Origin of the sequence: Gluconacetobacter sacchari, assembly GCF_014174255.1 — a bacterium.
Lineage (GTDB): Bacteria > Pseudomonadota > Alphaproteobacteria > Acetobacterales > Acetobacteraceae > Gluconacetobacter > Gluconacetobacter sacchari.
The window spans coordinates 23,303-40,682 of the sequence record NZ_JABEQJ010000022.1 but is presented as its reverse complement, the minus strand read 5'-3'; the positions used below and the strand labels follow the sequence as shown (position 1 = coordinate 40,682).

Genomic DNA, 17,380 nt, shown 5'->3' with positions numbered 1-17,380 from the left:
CTCGGTATCCAGCCGGCGTGGATGGCCATCCTCCAGCGAGCGGGATTCGATCCCCAACTCATCCAAGGGCAGGCATGCTGGGGTATCATCGCCGGCGCGTGGATCATTGCGCGCGCTGGCGGCGCGAATCTTTCCGAACGCCACCACGTTCAGACGAGCCTGCTTCAACCCATCCTTGGGCCGCCCGGACTCGACGCATGCGTCAGCAACGCGGCAGGTGCCTACCACATTCCCGAACCGATTTACCGCGCAGTTCTGAAGACCGAGAGCGGCCAAGTCGGCAAGGTCGTTTATAACAAGAATGGCACGTACGACATGGGCATAGCCCAGATCAACTCGTCCCATCTCCCGGAACTGGCCGCAATGGGCGTAACCCGGGACCAGATCATCAATAACGGCTGTCTGAACCTGCATGTCGGTGCATGGATTCTGAGTCGCGAACTCGGTGGTGCGACGCTTTCAGCGCCCGCAGACTTCTGGCGCCGCGTCGGAAATTACAATTCCCGCACGCCAAGGTTCAACCAGGCCTATCAGGCAAAGGTGTGGAAGAACCTTCGCCAGATGGCATCGTCGCGCTGAGCTCCCGTCGACTCCACGCCAAGCAAATTTTCGCGGCCACCGTCCGCAACTCTCACCACTTCATGCTCCACTGCTCACATGAAGCGATCCCGTGCCCGCATTTTGCTCTACGTCTGCGTCGCCGCCCTTCACGGCTGTGACAGCGCCCCCGTTTGGCCCGCGCCACCTTTGCAGCAGCAAGCCCACCATATCGCCCTACGGCTCGAACGCACCGGACATCCGCGCTTTCCGCTTGCACGTCCGGACGCCGCCCTGCCGCCGGAACTGGAGCGGCCGATGTCCTGGCACTGGCGCGGCACATATGCCGACGCCGTTGCACTTCTCGCCGGCGCGGCCGGCTACACGCCAGTCATTCCCCCGGCACCGGGCCTCGCACCTGAGATCGCCGTCGACCTCAATCACGTGACGCTTCACGACCTGATCGACGAGGTAGCGGCTGCCGGCGCCGACTATGCACTGCTGCAAACCGACATCGCGCAGCACGAGCTGCGTGTGGCATGGCGCAGGAGGATCCTCCGATGAAACTCGGAAACAGGGCCGTGCTGTTCGCCGTGGTGGTCTCGGTTACGGGATGCGGCGTCTCGCATCAACCACTGCCGTCGGCCGATGTCGCGCCCCCATGGCCTGCCTCGAATCAGGCTTCGGCCGAGGCGGCGTCGCCGATCGACAATCCGATCAGCGGTAGCCGCGAGGCGCCCCAGGCCCAGGATATCCCGAGCCTTCCATCCCTGGAATCCGTGATGAATGCCCGACCTGGATACAGCCCCGCGCACGACGACGATCCGGGGCGGCTGTCTGCCGTAAAGCAGGCCGCCTGGGCCGCTGGTGCGACCTCGGGCCTCGCGGCGGAATCTCTCGCCATCAAGGTGATGCTCGACCGCAATGCCAGGCTGCTCGACGAAATCTGCGACTTCCGCTCGCTTGTGCTGCCGCAGGACGGAACAGGCCTGCTCCTCCTGCCTCCCGTCATCTCGGAGGCGGAAATGGACAAGGCCATCGATCCATCCGGCCAATCGGCATCGGAGGCCGACCATGTCTATCGCCGTCTGCAGAAGGCGCAACTCGTCGCCCGCCCCCCCATCTGGCAGAGCTGGCTGACACCCGCGGTGCAAAGCCCCCGCCCGACGCCGGAAAACCTACTGCCACGCACCCCCAAAGAGGTCGAAGTTTGGCGGCAGGCCGCAGCTGAAGGCTGGGCGGCGGGCACCGGGCAGGCTGTCGACCAGTTCCGCAACGATCTCGCGCGCCTGAAGCGCGACATCATGGGGATGGCACGGTGGCGGATCCTCGTCGCCGAGGGCAAGGCCACGCCGGGCGTATTCCAGGTCACCAGAAAGCCCGTCTCAGGCGACGAGAACATTCGGATCGAAAACCGCGACGATCTGCGGGTCCGTTCCTCCCCGGGGCTCGTTGCCGGGTCCGCGCCGTGACCGGGAACCGCAGCGCCAGCGATCCCGGTCGCTTTGCCACCGCCGTCATGGCCGCCTTCGCGCTCGTCGGCGGCCTGTCGTATGAGGCATGGACCTTTTATCATGCCGAAATATCCAGGGTGGTGGTCGACCTGAAGCTGCTCGAGTTCCGGGGGATGGCCACCCTCTTTCCGAAGGCCGACCCCTATCACGATGCGCTGCGCCGCATGCACCCTGACACGGTGACCGCCCATGGCATGTGGCGGATGCTCACACAGACGGGAATGTTCTACCGGCCCGCGACATCGACATTACTGCTCGCCTGCGCGTTCGCGTGCGCGCTTCGTGCGGCCAGCGTCCGGTTCGGCGGGCGCGTCGACATGACGGTTCTTCAACGCCTGGTCGCACAGGTCCATCCTATCGGCGCCGCCTGGGTTGGCTATCGCCTGCCGCCACGCACGCTGAACCCGGGCGAGCGCGTCCGGCCGCTCGATCCCCCTCTGAAGCCCAGGGAATGGACCGCCCGCTTTTGCGTGAGGGATGGAGCGTTTTCCCCCAGCGACGCCTCTGCCGCGCTGACGCGCCAGTGCGGGACACCTTGGACGACGCTGGAAGACGCCTCTCCCGTGGTTCAGTGCCTCGCGATGGCCTTCATACTTCATCATCGTCTCAAGACCAGCGAAGCACGTAAGCTGCTTGAAACCCTGTCGCTATCGGTACCCCACCCGCAGGCTGACCGCCTCCACGGCCCCAGAAAGCCATTCACGCCTTCACGCGCCTTCAGCCGAAAGATGGCAGCGATGGCCAAGGATGCCTCGTCGAAGTGGCCTGAGATCAAGGCGCTTGTCCCCCGACACCACTATACGACTGGCGTGCTCCTCACCTTGCTCCAGACCGCCCGCAGGGAGGGAAGCCTGCTGAATCCTGGGCTCTTCTCCGCCGTCCAGTTCTATGACCGGTCGCTATGGATGGTGCTGCAAGGGGTCTCGTTTCCGCCGGACAAGGGACCGATCTGGGGAGGTGCCGGCACCAGTGACGTCGAAGCCCTTGGGGCCCTGGAACATTGGGAAGCGGAATGCATCGCCGGTGCTGCGATCGCGAGACCGATGCAGGCCAGAACACGAGAAGCGCTGCAGAACCTGTACAGCCGCGAAGCCAGGGAGAACACCGATGGTCCTCTCTGACATCAACGCAAGAGCCCTCACGTTTCCCGACGACGCCGGGCAGTATCCAGTGGAGGCCCTGAGGCGCCTTCTCGCCTGGACCTCATCAATCGACGCGTCCCGCGTCGAACTGCGCAGCGACTCACCCGTCATGATCCGGCGATACAATGTCAATCACGACGTGACCCGGGACCGGCTCCGCACCGAAGAGGTCGAGGCGATCCTGGACAGCCTCTATGAAGGCAACGGTGCGTCATCGGGCGTCAAGCGTAAGCGCGCGATGGATTTCAGTACGGCGATCCTGCCCGACGGCCATCGCGGGCGACGGTATTCCTATCGTATCAACGCACATGCCTGTCAGGTCGGCGTCAAGCCAGGCATCTCCGTCGTGATCCGGCCCCTGGTCGACGTACCCCGCACCAAGGAGGAACAGGGCGTCGAACCGCTGCTGGATGAAGCCATGGACGGCGGACCCGGCCTCTACTGGATCACCGGGGGAACCGGCCATGGCAAGAGTACGCTTCTGGGCGGCTTCGTGCGGTCCTGGCTCGAGAACCCTGCTCTCGATTTCAATATCCTCGAAGGCTCCGCCCCGATTGAGATCCTTTATGACCTCATCGCACGTAAGCGCAGCACCATCTGCCAGATCGACATTCCGACGAACCTCGAAACCTTCAAGGATTTCATCGAAACGTCGGCGCGGAAGGAAGCGACGCACATCATCGTCCAGGAGGTCCGCGACGCAGGCACCATGATGGCGGCGATCCAGGCCGGCATCATGAATCACCGTATGCTCGCATCCCTGCATACCAACTCGATCCGCAGCACCATCGGGCGCATCAACAGCCTTTGCCCACCGGACCAGCGCGAGGACATGGCGAATAACGTCGCCGAACACTCGCGGGTCATCGTCAATCAGCGACTGGTCGAGTCACGCGACGGGAAACGCATCGCCATTCGTGAATTCGTCCGTGTCGATCGTAGGCTGCGCGACAGCCTCTTCGATAATCCGGTACGCCGCTGGAGCGGCCTGTTCAAGGACGCCATCGCCGACCGGGGACAGACATATGACGTTTCGATCGCCCGTGCCCTGAAAGCCGGGCTGATCACCGATGCGGTCGCCGACCGGGCTTCAAGGGAGGATGACTGACATGCGCGCATATTGGCGATACACGGCCGAGCCACTGACATTCTTCATTGTCGATGCTCGCGCACTGATCTTTCTCCTGATCCCCATCATCACGTGGGACAAATGGCTCACGATCATATCCGGGGTCCTTGTGCTCGTCTTCTCCGGGCTCGCATTCTTCAACATCACGCCGGTCGTCTTCGGCCGCATCCTCCGGGTGTGGGTCGTCGGCCCGGTCAGAACGCACATTCCATCCTACCGTAGAAGGCATTACGTCCGATGATCGCGATTGCGCTCGACGTCATCCGAAAGGATATCTCCGAATGGATCGGACGAAACGCAGACGGTTTCGGCTATCATGAAATCGACGGCACGTTCCATGAACTGGATCCGGAAAATCCGGATCTCACTCCGCTGTTTCTGATCGCGGCCGACCGTATCGAGCGTCGCGAAGGGAATATCGGTCTCGACCTGGCATTCTCGCCTTCGCCGCGATCGATCACTGGATACCGTCTCGAGGAAGCTGCCGTTCCATCGGTCGGCGTATTCTCGCTCGTGCTCGATCGCGCTCTTGCCGCAGCGATGGACTGTCATCGCCGGGTCGACATCCTTCAGCTCGCGGGGCTCGTGCCCCATGAAGGCTAGGTTCTTCGCCTGGCGTGCGATGCTGCTGATGATTGCAGCGACCGCATCGACAGCCCCCAGACATGCGGGCGCGACGTCCCCCGAAGAAATCCGGCGTTGCCTCTACGCGGCAGCTTCGGTGCATCGTGTTCCGCCCAATCTCCTGTACGCGATCCTCGTTGTCGAAGCCGGCCGACCCGGCGCCGTCAGCCAGAACAGCAATGGCTCGTTCGATATCGGTCCCATGCAGGTCAACGATTACTGGCTGCCCGCCCTCATGACCCACTGGAGCACGACACGGCAATCGGCCTACCTCGCCCTGCGCGACAGCGTCTGCGCGAATTTCGAGGCTGGCGCATGGATCCTGGAGCGGGCAATCCAGGAAACCAGTGATTTCTGGGATGGCGTCGCGCGGTACCACTCCCACTCCGGCCCCGAGAAGCAGCTTTATCTCGGCCGTCTGGCCAGAGCGTTCCAACAGATGGAGCGTAATCGCAACCGCCCGGCCATCGAAGGCCCCTCGCACAAGAAGGATTCATGATGAACATGACGATCTCGGGTCCGGTCCAAGACCTCAAGTCCACTATCCGTCCGGAAGGCACGATCGAACTCGAGTTTCGACATGCGTCGGACTCCCCGTTCTCGCAGCCGATCATCGTAACAGTGGGCCCACAATCGCGTGCCGGAAGTCGCGATCTCGTCGAGAACTCGCCGGCACATCCTGAGGTTACGTCAGGGACGGCCCGGACAATCCGCGCCCGACGCGCGCGCTGGCTTGTTCTCACCGGCGCTGGCGTCAGTCTTGGTGTGCTGCTTTCCACCTTCCTGTTTCATCGTGACGGACCGAAAGACCGGACATTGCCCTTCCCGCCGGGCATCGGCGGGTCGGCCCATGCCCTTTCTGCCAGGGGCGACGGAGGGGTTCTCGAGGGCACCACACGTCGTCCGCCTGCCCCGACCCAGCCCGCGCGAGCGTCGGTGCCCGACTTCGGCATGCCATGAAGGAGCTCAATATACAGGGTCCTCTTGACCGCCACCTCGTTGCCGACACCGGCTACTACCGCGACACACGGCGCCCTACTGCCAAGCTCTGGGAGTTCTTGGGGCAGCCTGCATCCGCCGTCGTTCCCGCAAGCCTGGCGATCGCCGGCTATGTCGTTCCCGCACTCGCGGATCTGACGTTCGTCGCCGGAGGAATCTTCACAGGCTTCGTCCTCGCGCGCCGTCCGGTTCTGCCGATGCGCATGCCGGCATTTTCGCGACGCAGGGATCCCGTGTTCCCGCTGCACAATTCGAAGCGGCCCGGCCCCGCCAAGGGCGACATGCTGCTCTTTCATGACCGGATCACCCGCCAACAGGGATGGATCGCGACCGAAGACGCCAAGACCCACATCGAACTTCCGGGCAGCAGCAACAGCGGCAAGACAAACTCGCTCTACGTAATCTTCGCCAACCTGGTCGCCCACGGATCGGGCTTCATCATGGTTGACGGCAAGGGCACGAATGCCACGTGGGCCGACACAGCCACGTTGATGCGCCTCTATGGCCGCGAAGGCGATCTCCGTATCCTCAACATGGTCGTGGCCAGCGGATCACGGGAATCCCATACCTGGAACCCCTTCGCCCACGAGAACGCCGACGCCATACGCAATCTTCTGATGACGCTGTTCATTCCGGAAGATACCGGCTCAGGGGCGGAATCGCAGAAATTCTTCACCGCGCGGGCCACGGATCTCATTACGGTCATGAGCGACGTCGTCGTCTGGATGCGCGACGTCTACGGCCTACCGATCAACCTGCCGACCCTGCGCAAACTGACCTCCGAATTCGAAAGCCTGATCCTGCTCACGCCAGAGGACGGCGCGGAGATTCCGTATCCGAGAGTCAACTACTGGGACAACGGGCGCCGTGAATGGCGTATGGTCACGCTAGCGCCCGAAACGTTGCCCGATGGCAGGCGAATTCGGGTCTTCCCTGAGAGGCTGAGTACCGCGATCCGCGCCTACATGGCCGAAACCGGGGGCTACAGCAGAACCAAGGGCCTTGACGCCCAGTCCAAGGTCAGGGAACAGCACTCGTACGTCGTCGGCGGCTTCGGCGCGACGTACACGCAGCTCAGCAACACGTTCGGCCACATCTTTGACGTCGACGACGGCGATATCAACATCCGCGACATCATGTTCAATCGTCGCGTCCTTCACGTCGTGCTGCCGAGCCTTGAGAACGACCAGAAGGTGAACGCGCGTCTCGGCCGCTTCGTGACGAACGCGATCCGCTACGGCATGGCTCCCGCCATCGGCGGCCAGCTTGAAGGTGAACGCAAGCGCATCGTGGATAACCGGATCTCGGCCGCGCACACAGTCTTCGGCGTCGCCTTAGACGAACTTCCGCAATACGCCTCCCAGGGGGCGGATGCCATCGCCGCACTCGCCCGCGAGATCAATTTCATGCTTGTGCTGGCGTTTCAGGAAATCAGCTCACTCTACGCCCAGATGGGCAAGGACCGGGCCAACGCGCTCCTGTCCAATCCGCGCCTGAAGATCATTCACTCGCTCGAAGACGCGACCAGCACGAAAGAATGGATCGAGAGCGGCATCCCGAAGGTCCAGGTGTCGGTTAATGCACGATGGCAGTTGGGTGATCTGTCGGGACAGTATTTCGACCCCGGCCAGGCCGATGTCCGGGAGATGCCGGCATTCACCTGGCGCGACATCGTCAGCCAGAAGCGAGGACAGGCAATCATCACGTTCTTCGGGCGCCGTGTCTTCGCACAGATGCTGGATCTGAAACTCGACAGTGGGGGCTATCTGCGCGTGCCTGAGAAGCTCACACGCGCCCCGAATTGCGGACCCGGCACAGGAGACAAAGCGGCCGCCATGTCAACACAGACCGCCCGAAATGCGATCCTGAAGGGCGCAGTGGCCCTCACCCCCGAAGACCGCACTAAACCGGCCGGCCAGATCGGGCTGCTTTGCGATGCCTATGCCCGCGCCATCAGCCAAGACCTCTCCCCGATCGACGAGGCCGGCGTCGTTCACGATTACCTGGCGCAGGTGCTTGGCGTGCCGGCGGGCAGACCGGAGGTGTCGTCCCCGCCTGAAAAGGCGAACCAGGAGCCGCCAGCCGCGGCCTCTCCCGCCGCTGCGGCACCGACCGAGGCCGCTGCGCCTCCCGCGACGGAGGATCACGCGGTTGCCGACGATGACTCCGCCGGCAGCGCTGTGCCGACGCCGGCGAAGGAAGGGCCTGTCGCCCCCTTCCAGGTCCTGGTGGAAGCGTATCTGAGAGTGTCAGGTCGGGACCCCGTCCCCTCGAGAGAGCCGACCAACGCCCCAGACTATGAGTTTGAGGCGTCCGCTGAAGCATGAGCGCACGGATCGAGCGATCCTACATTGCCGGCGCGGGCCCTCGTCCCCTTTCCTGCTCCTGCTGCCGCTCCAGTTCGCTCTGACGGGCACGGGTTTCTTCGGCCTTGCGAAGCGCGGTCTGCCGCTCCAACGCCTCTCGCAGCTCGCGCCCGGTCTTGCGCAGCGAGTATCCGAGATCACACAGGACAGCCGGCTCAACGGCAGCGACTTCCTTGGTGGCGGCGCGGTTGCGATACTCCTCCGAGGGATCCCGCTTCTGACCGAACATACGTTCACGCCGCTCGGCAAGCTTGGCCGCCAGCGTCAGGATACGCTCGAGTTCCTTGCGTGACGCCAGCAGATCAATCCCCAGCGCCTTGTATTCATGCCGTGCCAGATCCTTGATCGCCCTCTCCCAGAGGTCGGCGAGCGTTACCGGAGTCGGATCACCCAGCGGCCGGGAATGTTCCTCCGCTTCGCGCAACGCGGCTTCGGAGATCATCGTCCAGCACCGAAGGATGTGCCGGCTCTCCGCCACGTAAGCACGGAACCCTGTCATGCTCCCCGTTCCCCGAGGCATCGCGTTGATGTGCTCGTCCGAGGTGATACCCTGAGCGGAATCGATCGTCATGGCGTAACCGAACCCGAGGCGCGTCCGATCCGTTTTCCCAGTCGGATCGCGGAGCGCGTCCAAAGAGATCGTCGCCTCGACACCATCCCGGTTGCGCAGGCGCAAAGTCTTTTCGTCCCACCCCAGCACGGTAACGAAATCGCCATTAGAGCCGAACGTCGTTCGCCCGTAGCCGTTCGGTGTCGGCACGTAGATCCGATCGAACAGCCGCACCCGGTCGCCTTGGACGATCGGCAGGTCGAACGTCTGCCCCCGCTGATCCACAGCAGCGATGACCCGCTCCGGTCCGGTCAGTTCGCCACGCGCTTTCAGCCGATTGCGAATGGCAAGGCTGATCAGCGCCGCGTCCTCGTTGGTAGGAACGGAAATGGTGATCCCGCGCTTGGCGCCGCCGGCGGCGAGCACTTCCCTGCGCCTCAGATAGAACTCGGCAATTTCTGTCACCACCTGATCCAGATCGCCGCCGACCAGGCGCACCGTGCCGTCGGTCCGTTTCATCGCCAGAGCCTCGCTCACCCGGGCGACATCGCGTTGTCGCTGCTCGTCCTCCGAAATTGTGACGTCACGGCCGTTACTCCGGAACATGCCGGCAATCGCTCTGTCGCGGGCATCCCGCTGCCGCACGGTCGTGAGGATTTCGGGCGTTACCTCGGGCGGCAGATGACGCAAAAGCAACTCGACCGCGTCGCCGGCGCCGATCGACTGCCCCTGCTCCCGATCGCCGATCAGACGCAACGCGAAGCCCATCTGCTTCTGGTGCTGCAAAAGCCGCAGCATCTGCTCTGGCGCCACCTGACTCACCTCGTCGATCACCAGAACACTCTTGCTGTCGAGAGCAAGCCTGCCCCGGTCCAGATCGTTCAGAAGCTTTGTCATGGCAAACGCGCCGTCCAGGCCTGCACCCTTCATGTTCTCTGCCTGTTGCCAGGCCATGGCGGCACCGAACACCTTACGCCCATCCTGGTGCCACGCGTCGCTCAACACGCTGAGCATGGCCGTCTTCCCCGAACCCGCCACCCCCATCAGGAACGCAATCTGCTTCGCGCGCCCGAAATGGTGAATCATGTTAAGCTGCGCCTGACCATGAATCGCGTTGCTCTGAAAATCCAGGTTCGAACGGCCGATCGCCGCGCGAATGCTCTCAACCGACAGGGCGCCGCCCTGTGCCGCGACCGCTTCCGTGAGAAGCGCCTCCACCTCCCGTTCAACGCGCAACTGACGGGAATTCGTCACCCGGACGCGGCCATGCCGTTCGCGGATGTGCAGAACGCTCTGTTCCCCCTCAATCTGGAGGCCCCGTGCCTCCACCATGTCGACCACACGGGTGATGTCCGCAGCATCCTCGATGCCGGCAGCGATCAGGCCATGCGCCGCGTGGAGACGCAGCACATCATGGTCAATCACCGCGGCCGTCTTGAACTCTTCCGCGATCATCTTCGCAGCGATGGTGTATGCCTCCTCCAGCCGGTCGGAACGCGGGCGTAGCGCAGCCGGAGCCTCCGTCAGAACAGTGTCGTGCGACCAGCCGATCGCCGCCGCCATCTCCCGCCAGATCTCGCGCTCGTTGCCGCCATCATACTTGGCCTGACGGTAACGCAGGTTGGTCTCGTAGAGGACGCGATACTTCTCGTCGGCCGACATTCCCGCCCACTCTCGGCCCTGGGCTTTGGCAAAGGATTTTGCCCTCGCTTCCGTGTCGTGATGCCGCTTCGAAAAGGCGTCCCTGGCGTGCTCGGGGATCGCGCTGATCCGGATGGCGCGTCCGCGCTCATCCACATGCACCGCGATCCCCAACTCCCGGAGCCTCTGAGCGAGGATCGCCTGGAAATACGCACCATAGAGATGGGCGGTCGTGTCCGTGATGCGCTGGGAATCCAGCGAGCCAAGGTGCCCGCTTTCGGTGGCGACGATGTTGAGCAGCAGATGATGGATATGGGCCTGGGGATCACCAGGAACCGGAACCTCGACCCTCGCGGTGACCCCGCCATAGCCGTCCTGGATATCCAGGGTTGGCCGCGCCGTGTAATGGCGGAAAGCGATCCAGGCGACTTCGCCCTGTTCGACGAACATCTCACCGTTGACCGTCCGCCGGGCCTGGCCGACCTCCGATGCGACCAGGCGCATCGCAGCCTCGGCCGCCGAATGAATGGCAATCCAGATCACGCCCTGTTCGGCCGCCGTGCCGGCGAACTCCGCAGCGAGGGTGACGCTCTTGTCCGGGCTGAACGTCAGGTCGTAGGCCGATATCTCGCGCTTCCGACCCTTGGTCGCTTCCCATTCCGTGCCCGTATCCGCCCGGCGCGCCGTGACGAGACGCTCCAGGGTCTTGTCGCCGGGCGGCCGCGACAGGTCGACACCCAGCGCATCGGCAATACGCGACCCCATATCGGACATCCACGCTCCCCGCCCGTCCTTACCCGTGTAATAGGCATTCAGGCGGCGGCCGGTATCGGCGGCCGGATCCGTCGCCATCCCAATGTCCTGGCGCGGCTCCAGCTTGTTCTCACGAAGATAGGCGACGATCAGCTTGCCGTTGGCGTTCGCCGCGATTTTCTTGAAGCTCATCATGACGGGGCGCGCTCCGTCTGGGCGAGGGCTTTGGTGATGGGAGCGCGCAGGCTCTCAACGGCTGCGAGAATCTGCAGCAGTAGTTCACGGACGCCGGGCCCCGTCTGCGCCGCGTCTTCCTCTGGATGAAGCACCGCGTGGATATCGGCGATCAATCTGCCCTGAACGCTCAGGGTCTCCACGATCTGACGCAGGATCTCACGATCGCCGGTGTCCGCTTCCGCCTGCCTGACCAGAAAGTCCAGCCGCGTTTCGATCGCGGCAAGACGCCTCAGTGATTCGATCTGGCTCAAATCCCTCTCCTCCAATCGGACTTCAGTCTGATCAGAGGCTACAAACGACCGGTGAGAGTTCGAACTGGATGAGGCGTGCCCGAAGAGAGGGCGTCAGGGGCAGAGCGACCACGGGTTCAAAACCTCAACGCCACATCCAACGAAATCCCGCTCGTTGCGCGTCGCCAACCGAGCACCGCGTGAGAGCGCGCTGGCGGCGATTTGGGCATCAAACTGGCTGATCGGATTGCCGCCCCTCCTGCGCGCCGAGGCGATCTCCGCATAGGCCGCTGCGGCCTCACGATCGGACGGCAAAATGCGCCACGCAAATTCCTCGGCAAACATCTCATGAGCCACCGCGAGCAGTCGGTCCCGCCGTTGGCCTTCCGGCAGAAGCGCAAGGCCATAGAGGATCTCCGCCTGGGTCACCGCTGAGATGAACAGGGAGGCCGTTGACTGCTGCGAGAGCTAGGACATCACACGGTGATCTGGAGCCGGCCGCATCACCTCCGAGAGCACATTCGTGTCGAGAACGATCACCCGTCGAGTTCCACGTCGCGAATAGGCTCGCGCACGATATCAGGGAGCTCGACGCCACCGAGGGCGGAGAAGCGGCGCTGGATGGCCTCTCCCAGCGGGACAGTAACAGGGTCTTCCGAGGCGAGCACGGCTCGCAGAATGGCTCGGGCCTCATCTTCCATCGAGCGACCGTGCGTTGCTGCGCGGATACGCAGCTTACGCTTCAGTGCCTCGTCGATATTACGGATCGTCATCGCCGCCATGGCGTCCCCCTGCCGCAATCATTGATAGCAATGTCGGCAATGACTGCTGCCCACGCAACGCCTCCCGCCTGGGAAGGCGACGCCTCGGCCCATCCCGGGACTCCGGCGAGCGAAGGACGCTCCTCGGAGGGCGGCGTAGACGCACAAAAATATGCAAATGCAATTTGCATTTGTGTGCTGCTCTAAATGTTGTCCCGATCCTGTTCCCCTAGGAGTCCCTTAGCGGCCGCTATACGCCTCGGGCTTGACCGCCGGCGCAGCCGCCAATAGGGTCTGAGCCGCAGGAGGATCGCCGTGGCAGCGGTAGCAGCAGGCACGTCAGTCGGGGGACCAGGGAAAGTATGGGAGGCCATGGAGGCCTGCCGTACGGGTTCATGGGCGCACTCCCCGATCTACCTGTTCATGGTCGAGAACTTCGACCGCTGCGCGGAGGCGTGGGCCGACAAGAAAGTGCGTTGGGCGCGGATGGCGGCTGCTTTTGCGGAGGACGGCCTGACCAACCTCGACGGCGGCGCAGCCCAGCCCGAAACCCTGAAGAAAACGTGGTACCGGGTTCGCGCGAAAGTTGCTGAAGGCCGGGTACGGCTGGCGGAGGAAGCTGAGAGGAAGGCCCGAGAGCGACTGCGCCGCAAGCACGAGCGCGACATTCTTGATGCAGCGCGCCATGCGGCCGCACCTGATCTGCGGCCTGACTGGCAAAGCCGGCCCGCATACCAGGTGATGCCGGGCGCCGACGGGTTCACGATCCCTAGCGAGCCGGCGGACCGAATCGCCCCGACACCAGCACAAGCCGCTCCTGCGGTAGCACCCTCATACGCGGCACCGCCTCCGGCCACCCGCCACCAAGAGCCTGTGGCGGTGGAACCGCTGGCGGAGGGTGATCCGCTATTGCTCTCACCGTTAGCCAGCCAGGAGGAGCTTGACCGGTCGGATCAGGACTGGCCGTATCAAAAGCCACGCGCACAGTGGGGCGAGATCAGGGTTCTGACGGTAGAAACGCTGGAAGCACAGCCGGAGAGTGCCAGAAAGTGGCGCTATGGGCCGGACTTGCCGCCGGAGCGAGGTTTCGAACGCCTACCGTTGAAAATGACATTCGAGAGTGAGGACGACTGGCTGCGCTGCTGGTATTATCTGTTCAAGAAACGCCAGCGTGAGGCTCCTCTGCCTCAAACATACGCCGAGGTCATCATCGGAATAGCCGCAGGGCGCGTCGCACTCGAACTACCGATGGAAGTTTGCCTCAAGCGGCAGGCACTGGGGCGCGCCAACAGGGCGGCAACCCGAGGCATTTTTTCCTGATCTGAAACGCGGAACTCTCACCGCTGTCTGGCAGGCTCCCCCTTGGCGGACGATCTCGCCTGTGAGGGAGTTTAAATGATCATGAAAAACGCACAGCCTGCGGCCCCACCCGAGCGCGCGCGCTTGATCTGGCGCGAGGGCCGGGGACGCAACGGAGGAAGCACGTCTGAAATTGCGCTTGTTAACGAAGCGTTGAAGGCCGGCCGAAAGAACATTCGCATCGCGGATGGCGACATCCAGAACGACACGATGCGCCGCCAATTATCGCGCTATCCGGATCTCGTGCTGCCGCCGCCAAAATCCGGCGATCTCGACGACTTCAAGAAATGGGTAAGCGTGGCGATCGCAGATTGTGCCGAGCGTGGCAGCACCACGATCATGGATCTGGGCGGGAATGATACAATGCCGCGTCGCCTCGCTGAGGACCTCGATCTGGTCACCGGACTGAAGGAGGCGAACATCGATCTCGTTGTTCATGCCTTCTGCGGCACAAGTTACGACGACATCGAGAATGTCTATCGGGCGTGGAAGAACGGACCGTTCTGTGACGTCACAAATCGGGTACTCTTTCTCAACGGCGGTGTCGGCGACCGCTTTCGTATCCCGACCGCCATCATGGAGTTCTTTGTCAGCGACCGGCGCGTGCAAGAAATGGGCAGCGAGGGCGTCAAGCTGATTCCTGTTCCGTTCCTCGCGTGCCTCGGAGACCTCGAGCGAGCGGATATGTCAATTCACGACGCGCTTGAAGGCAAAAAGCCGAAATCAGGGGATACCCCAAGTATCTTCTGGCCCACTATGGCCCGACAGTGGCGCGATGCGTTCATGGCAGGCGTTCTGGATTCGGCCAGACCGGATCTGTTTCCATGAGCCCGGGCGATGCACAGCGCCTGTCGGCCGCGGAACTCGTCCCGGCTCGACAACGTGCGTTGCACGAAAAGACACTCGCCGCCCTTTCAGCGGCGGGTGTTCTCCCCCACGAACCACTCGGGCAAGCGGTCATAGCGTTTTCGCGGGAACACGAGCATCTGGCGGATTTGATCGTGCAATTGCTCAGTGCTTGCGACGGCGCGGCACGGCAGGTGGAACTGCTGCAAGAGACAGTCGCAGGCGAAGCAGGACCGCTGGTCGAAAAGCTCCGTGAGGAGGTGAAGCTCGCCGCAGTACTCCGCGATCGGGTGGAGAAGCAGGCCGAGAGCCAGGCCGCCACCAATACCCAGTTCATGGTGGCTTCAATCGTTCGAAAGGCGGAGGCGGCGCTGGGTGACGCGATGAAAGAGCGTTGGAAAGACGAGCTGCCATCGACGGTGCAGACGTTCGTGGACCTGATGACGATGCGCTGGATGGCGCTGAACCTCGCGACGTTCCTCCTATGTGCTGGGGCCGGTGGCGGATTGCTGTGGTATGGCATGCACCGTGACGCGGCGGTGGGGCTGTATTGCGTCAAGCACGCCGTCACCGACGAACAGCGTGTCCATTTATGGTGTGATCTCGACGCCGCCCTGAAGGGCAAACCGTAAACCCCGGCGAGGCGGACACCGACGGGCCAAGGGAGAGGCGGCGGCCTGGCTGGACCGTCTTCGGCCAGGGAGACCAGGCCCGGTTGTCCTCATAATCCAGCCCGAAGGGCCGGAGCGCGTAGCGCGGAGCAGGCGATCCCCGGGGCCGCGCGCCTCATGGCGCAAGCGGCCCTGGGGATCGCCTGTGGTTTATGAGGGCAACACCAAACGATGCCGGCCGGCGCTCCTGCCGCGCATTCGTCGGACCTGCGCGTTGTCCCCGTTTTCCAGCCCGGAGGGCCGAAGGCGTCCCGCAGGGACGCCGGAGCATATCCACCGGCCGCGATCGACCGCCAAGAGTCAGGATCGCGGCCGGTGGATATGTGGTAAACGGGGACAACGCGGCGCGCGGGAAGAACGACGTCGCGGCCGTGGATGCGCCGGAACCGATGGTCGATACCCATAATGAAAAGGGATGTCCGGCCCCTTCGGTCGGAGCCCGTGGGCTTCGCCATGCGCAGGGGCGCTCCCCGTTCGAAGGCGCGGCCATCGTCACGCCGGCACACGCGCCCCAGCACTGGAGAGTTCGAAGCAGGCTGCGCTGCTCGATGTCTTGAGCGTTATGCCCGTTTTCCAGCCCGAAGGGCCGGAGGCGCCCCGCAGGGGCGTCGGAGCATATCCACCGGCCGCGATCGACCGCCAAGAGTCAGGATCGCGGCCGGTGGATATGTGGCAAACGGGCATAACGCGGCCCGTGGGAAGAGCGGCTATGCAGCCGGGCCGTACGCCGCGTTTTTCATTTTAGCGCTTATAATGAAAAAAGGCGGCCCGGAGGGCCGCCTTCGCTTGGGCGATGTCTGGGGGCATCAGTGCCCAAACGCTTTGAAGAACGTCGGCGCGAGTCCGATCAGGGTAAGCAAAAGGCCGATCGCGCCGACCATCCATTTAACGGAACCGATTTCCGCCTTTACGGCGCCGTTCTCCGTTTTCATCTCGGCGCGGACGCTACGGAGTTCGGCCAGCAACGGAGCATTCGCTTCAGCGATCCTCATGGCGATGTAGCCCTCCATGGCTTCGACGACTTCAGTGGCCTTGTCGTCCTGTATATTGATCGATTGAAGGGATTTGAAAAGGGGAAGCTGCATTTCGGTATGGCTGCCTTCACGTCTGGGCGGTTAGGACCGGTTCGGAAGGGCCGCGCGGGCGGCCCCTCCTTCCGGCCGGTGTCAGAAGCCGAGCGCGTCGAGCGCTTCGGCGTTGGCGCGCTGGTCCAGCGTGCGGCCATTACGCGGGCTGTAGGGCTGCCATTCGCTGCCGAGAAATTCCGCATATGCCTTGGCCGCGCCCTCGGCAAGGGCCAGCAGGGCATAGGCCCGCGCCCCGGCCTGTGCGGCGAACAGGCGGGCATTCTGCGCCCGGTTTTCCTGACCGTCGACGCCCATCCGGTCCTCGTCACGGTCAGGGTTGCGCAGGGCCGAATTAAGCTCGCGGGAGACGGCGGCCTTGCTCTGGTAGAAGCGGGCGGCACCATGGGCGGACGCGATACGGGCACCGACGACGCGCTGCATGTGCATTTCCAGATTGCGATACTCGGTTTCGCCGCGCCACTCATAGGCCAGCACGGTGGCCATGGCCTTCATCTCGTCCATGGTAGCATTGTATCCCGCGCCGAACGTCTCGTCGTAATCGGCCACCGCAATGCCAAGGAGGCGCTCGAAATTGCCGGCAAGGGTCGCGTTTGGCGTCATCAGGCGGACCCCCTCAAGGGTGATGACGTTGTTCTCGCGGTTGCGCTGGATTGCTGCCTGAAATTCCCGGTCGCGAGCGGTCTTGCTCGGGGCCTGTGCGGACTTTTTCGCCTTGCGCTCTTGCGCGGACCCGAGAGCGGCGGCCATTGTGGTGGTAGCGTCGGACATGAAATCACCCTTTTCTGTTCTGCGTCAGCCCCGGCTTGGTGATCCACCACCAGACCGGGGCGCTTCATGAGAGGAAGCTGTTTCCCTCTCACAAGTCAAAGAATAGCGCCGATCCCGTAAGTTGAATAGAAGTATTACTGCATAACAACAGCCTATGTCATGTAC

Annotated in this window: 19 protein-coding genes; 13 read left to right on the top strand and 6 right to left on the bottom strand. The window is 63.3% G+C overall.

From position 1 onward, the window contains the following. The first annotated feature begins 21 nt into the window (after positions 1–21). The 10 genes from HLH48_RS15600 (at position 22) to HLH48_RS15555 (ending at position 8,272) form a co-directional block, all read left to right on the top strand. Positions 22–579: a lytic transglycosylase domain-containing protein gene (locus tag HLH48_RS15600; RefSeq protein WP_246387387.1), complete on the top strand. Its 558-nt coding sequence runs from the start codon at positions 22–24 to the stop codon at positions 577–579. A gap of 78 nt (positions 580–657) precedes the next feature. Next, positions 658–1,101, top strand: coding sequence for a DotD/TraH family lipoprotein (locus tag HLH48_RS15595; protein ID WP_182998413.1), 444 nt, complete (start codon positions 658–660; stop codon positions 1,099–1,101). Further along, positions 1,098–2,009: a type IV secretory system conjugative DNA transfer family protein gene (locus HLH48_RS15590; protein WP_182998412.1), complete on the top strand. Its 912-nt coding sequence runs from the start codon at positions 1,098–1,100 to the stop codon at positions 2,007–2,009. Before HLH48_RS15595 ends, HLH48_RS15590 begins: the two co-directional genes overlap by 4 nt. After that, on the top strand, positions 2,006–3,172 hold the full coding sequence (locus HLH48_RS15585) for a secretion/conjugation apparatus DotM-related subunit (RefSeq protein ID WP_182998411.1): 1,167 nt from the start codon (positions 2,006–2,008) through the stop codon (positions 3,170–3,172). The genes HLH48_RS15590 and HLH48_RS15585 overlap by 4 nt, the downstream gene beginning before the upstream one ends. Beyond that, positions 3,159–4,301 (top strand): ATPase, T2SS/T4P/T4SS family, encoded by a 1,143-nt coding sequence (locus HLH48_RS15580; protein WP_182998410.1) that lies wholly within the window; start codon positions 3,159–3,161, stop codon positions 4,299–4,301. Before HLH48_RS15585 ends, HLH48_RS15580 begins: the two co-directional genes overlap by 14 nt. Position 4,302: 1 nt before the next feature. Further along, positions 4,303–4,563 carry an IcmT/TraK family protein gene (icmT, locus tag HLH48_RS15575; RefSeq protein ID WP_182998409.1) on the top strand — a complete coding sequence of 87 codons (261 nt, stop codon included), beginning with the start codon at positions 4,303–4,305 and terminating at the stop codon, positions 4,561–4,563. Further along, a complete protein-coding gene (locus HLH48_RS15570; RefSeq protein ID WP_182998408.1) occupies positions 4,560–4,925 on the top strand; it encodes a hypothetical protein in 366 nt (121 codons plus the stop codon). The genes icmT and HLH48_RS15570 overlap by 4 nt, the downstream gene beginning before the upstream one ends. A 19-nt stretch (positions 4,926–4,944) precedes the next feature. Then, positions 4,945–5,445 carry a lytic transglycosylase domain-containing protein gene (locus HLH48_RS15565; RefSeq protein ID WP_182998407.1) on the top strand — a complete coding sequence of 167 codons (501 nt, stop codon included), beginning with the start codon at positions 4,945–4,947 and terminating at the stop codon, positions 5,443–5,445. After that, entirely contained in the window at positions 5,442–5,906 is a 465-nt protein-coding gene (locus tag HLH48_RS15560; RefSeq protein ID WP_182998406.1) for a hypothetical protein, read from the top strand. Before HLH48_RS15565 ends, HLH48_RS15560 begins: the two co-directional genes overlap by 4 nt. Beyond that, the gene (locus HLH48_RS15555) at positions 5,903–8,272 is read left to right on the top strand and encodes a type IV secretory system conjugative DNA transfer family protein (RefSeq protein ID WP_182998405.1); all 2,370 of its coding nucleotides are present in this window, start codon (positions 5,903–5,905) and stop codon (positions 8,270–8,272) included. The genes HLH48_RS15560 and HLH48_RS15555 overlap by 4 nt, the downstream gene beginning before the upstream one ends. 19 nt (positions 8,273–8,291) lie before the next feature. On the opposite strand, the gene mobF is transcribed toward HLH48_RS15555, so the two are convergent. The 4 genes from mobF to HLH48_RS15535 form a co-directional block, all read right to left on the bottom strand. After that, entirely contained in the window at positions 8,292–11,450 is a 3,159-nt protein-coding gene (mobF, locus tag HLH48_RS15550) for a MobF family relaxase (RefSeq protein ID WP_182998404.1), read from the bottom strand. Continuing rightward, positions 11,447–11,743: a hypothetical protein gene (locus HLH48_RS15545; RefSeq protein ID WP_182998403.1), complete on the bottom strand. Its 297-nt coding sequence runs from the start codon at positions 11,741–11,743 to the stop codon at positions 11,447–11,449. Before HLH48_RS15545 ends, mobF begins: the two co-directional genes overlap by 4 nt. 93 nt (positions 11,744–11,836) lie before the next feature. Next, positions 11,837–12,160, bottom strand: a complete 324-nt coding sequence (locus HLH48_RS15540; protein WP_264812346.1) for a PIN domain-containing protein — start codon at positions 12,158–12,160, stop codon at positions 11,837–11,839. A gap of 98 nt (positions 12,161–12,258) precedes the next feature. Then, positions 12,259–12,504 carry a FitA-like ribbon-helix-helix domain-containing protein gene (locus HLH48_RS15535; protein ID WP_182998402.1) on the bottom strand — a complete coding sequence of 82 codons (246 nt, stop codon included), beginning with the start codon at positions 12,502–12,504 and terminating at the stop codon, positions 12,259–12,261. 402 nt (positions 12,505–12,906) lie between these two features. On the opposite strand from HLH48_RS15535, the gene HLH48_RS15530 reads away from it, so the two are divergent. The 3 genes from HLH48_RS15530 (at position 12,907) to HLH48_RS15520 (ending at position 15,320) form a co-directional block, all read left to right on the top strand. Continuing rightward, positions 12,907–13,803, top strand: coding sequence for an NUDIX hydrolase (locus tag HLH48_RS15530; protein ID WP_182998401.1), 897 nt, complete (start codon positions 12,907–12,909; stop codon positions 13,801–13,803). A gap of 75 nt (positions 13,804–13,878) precedes the next feature. Further along, on the top strand, positions 13,879–14,670 hold the full coding sequence (locus tag HLH48_RS15525) for a hypothetical protein (RefSeq protein WP_182998400.1): 792 nt from the start codon (positions 13,879–13,881) through the stop codon (positions 14,668–14,670). Further along, on the top strand, positions 14,667–15,320 hold the full coding sequence (locus HLH48_RS15520) for a hypothetical protein (RefSeq protein ID WP_182998399.1): 654 nt from the start codon (positions 14,667–14,669) through the stop codon (positions 15,318–15,320). The genes HLH48_RS15525 and HLH48_RS15520 overlap by 4 nt, the downstream gene beginning before the upstream one ends. A gap of 845 nt (positions 15,321–16,165) precedes the next feature. Here the strand turns inward: HLH48_RS15520 and HLH48_RS15515 are convergent. Beyond that, positions 16,166–16,444 (bottom strand): hypothetical protein, encoded by a 279-nt coding sequence (locus HLH48_RS15515; protein WP_182998398.1) that lies wholly within the window; start codon positions 16,442–16,444, stop codon positions 16,166–16,168. Positions 16,445–16,525: 81 nt separating this feature from the next. Further along, entirely contained in the window at positions 16,526–17,215 is a 690-nt protein-coding gene (locus tag HLH48_RS15510; protein WP_182998397.1) for a hypothetical protein, read from the bottom strand. Between the last annotated feature and the right edge of the window lie 165 nt (positions 17,216–17,380).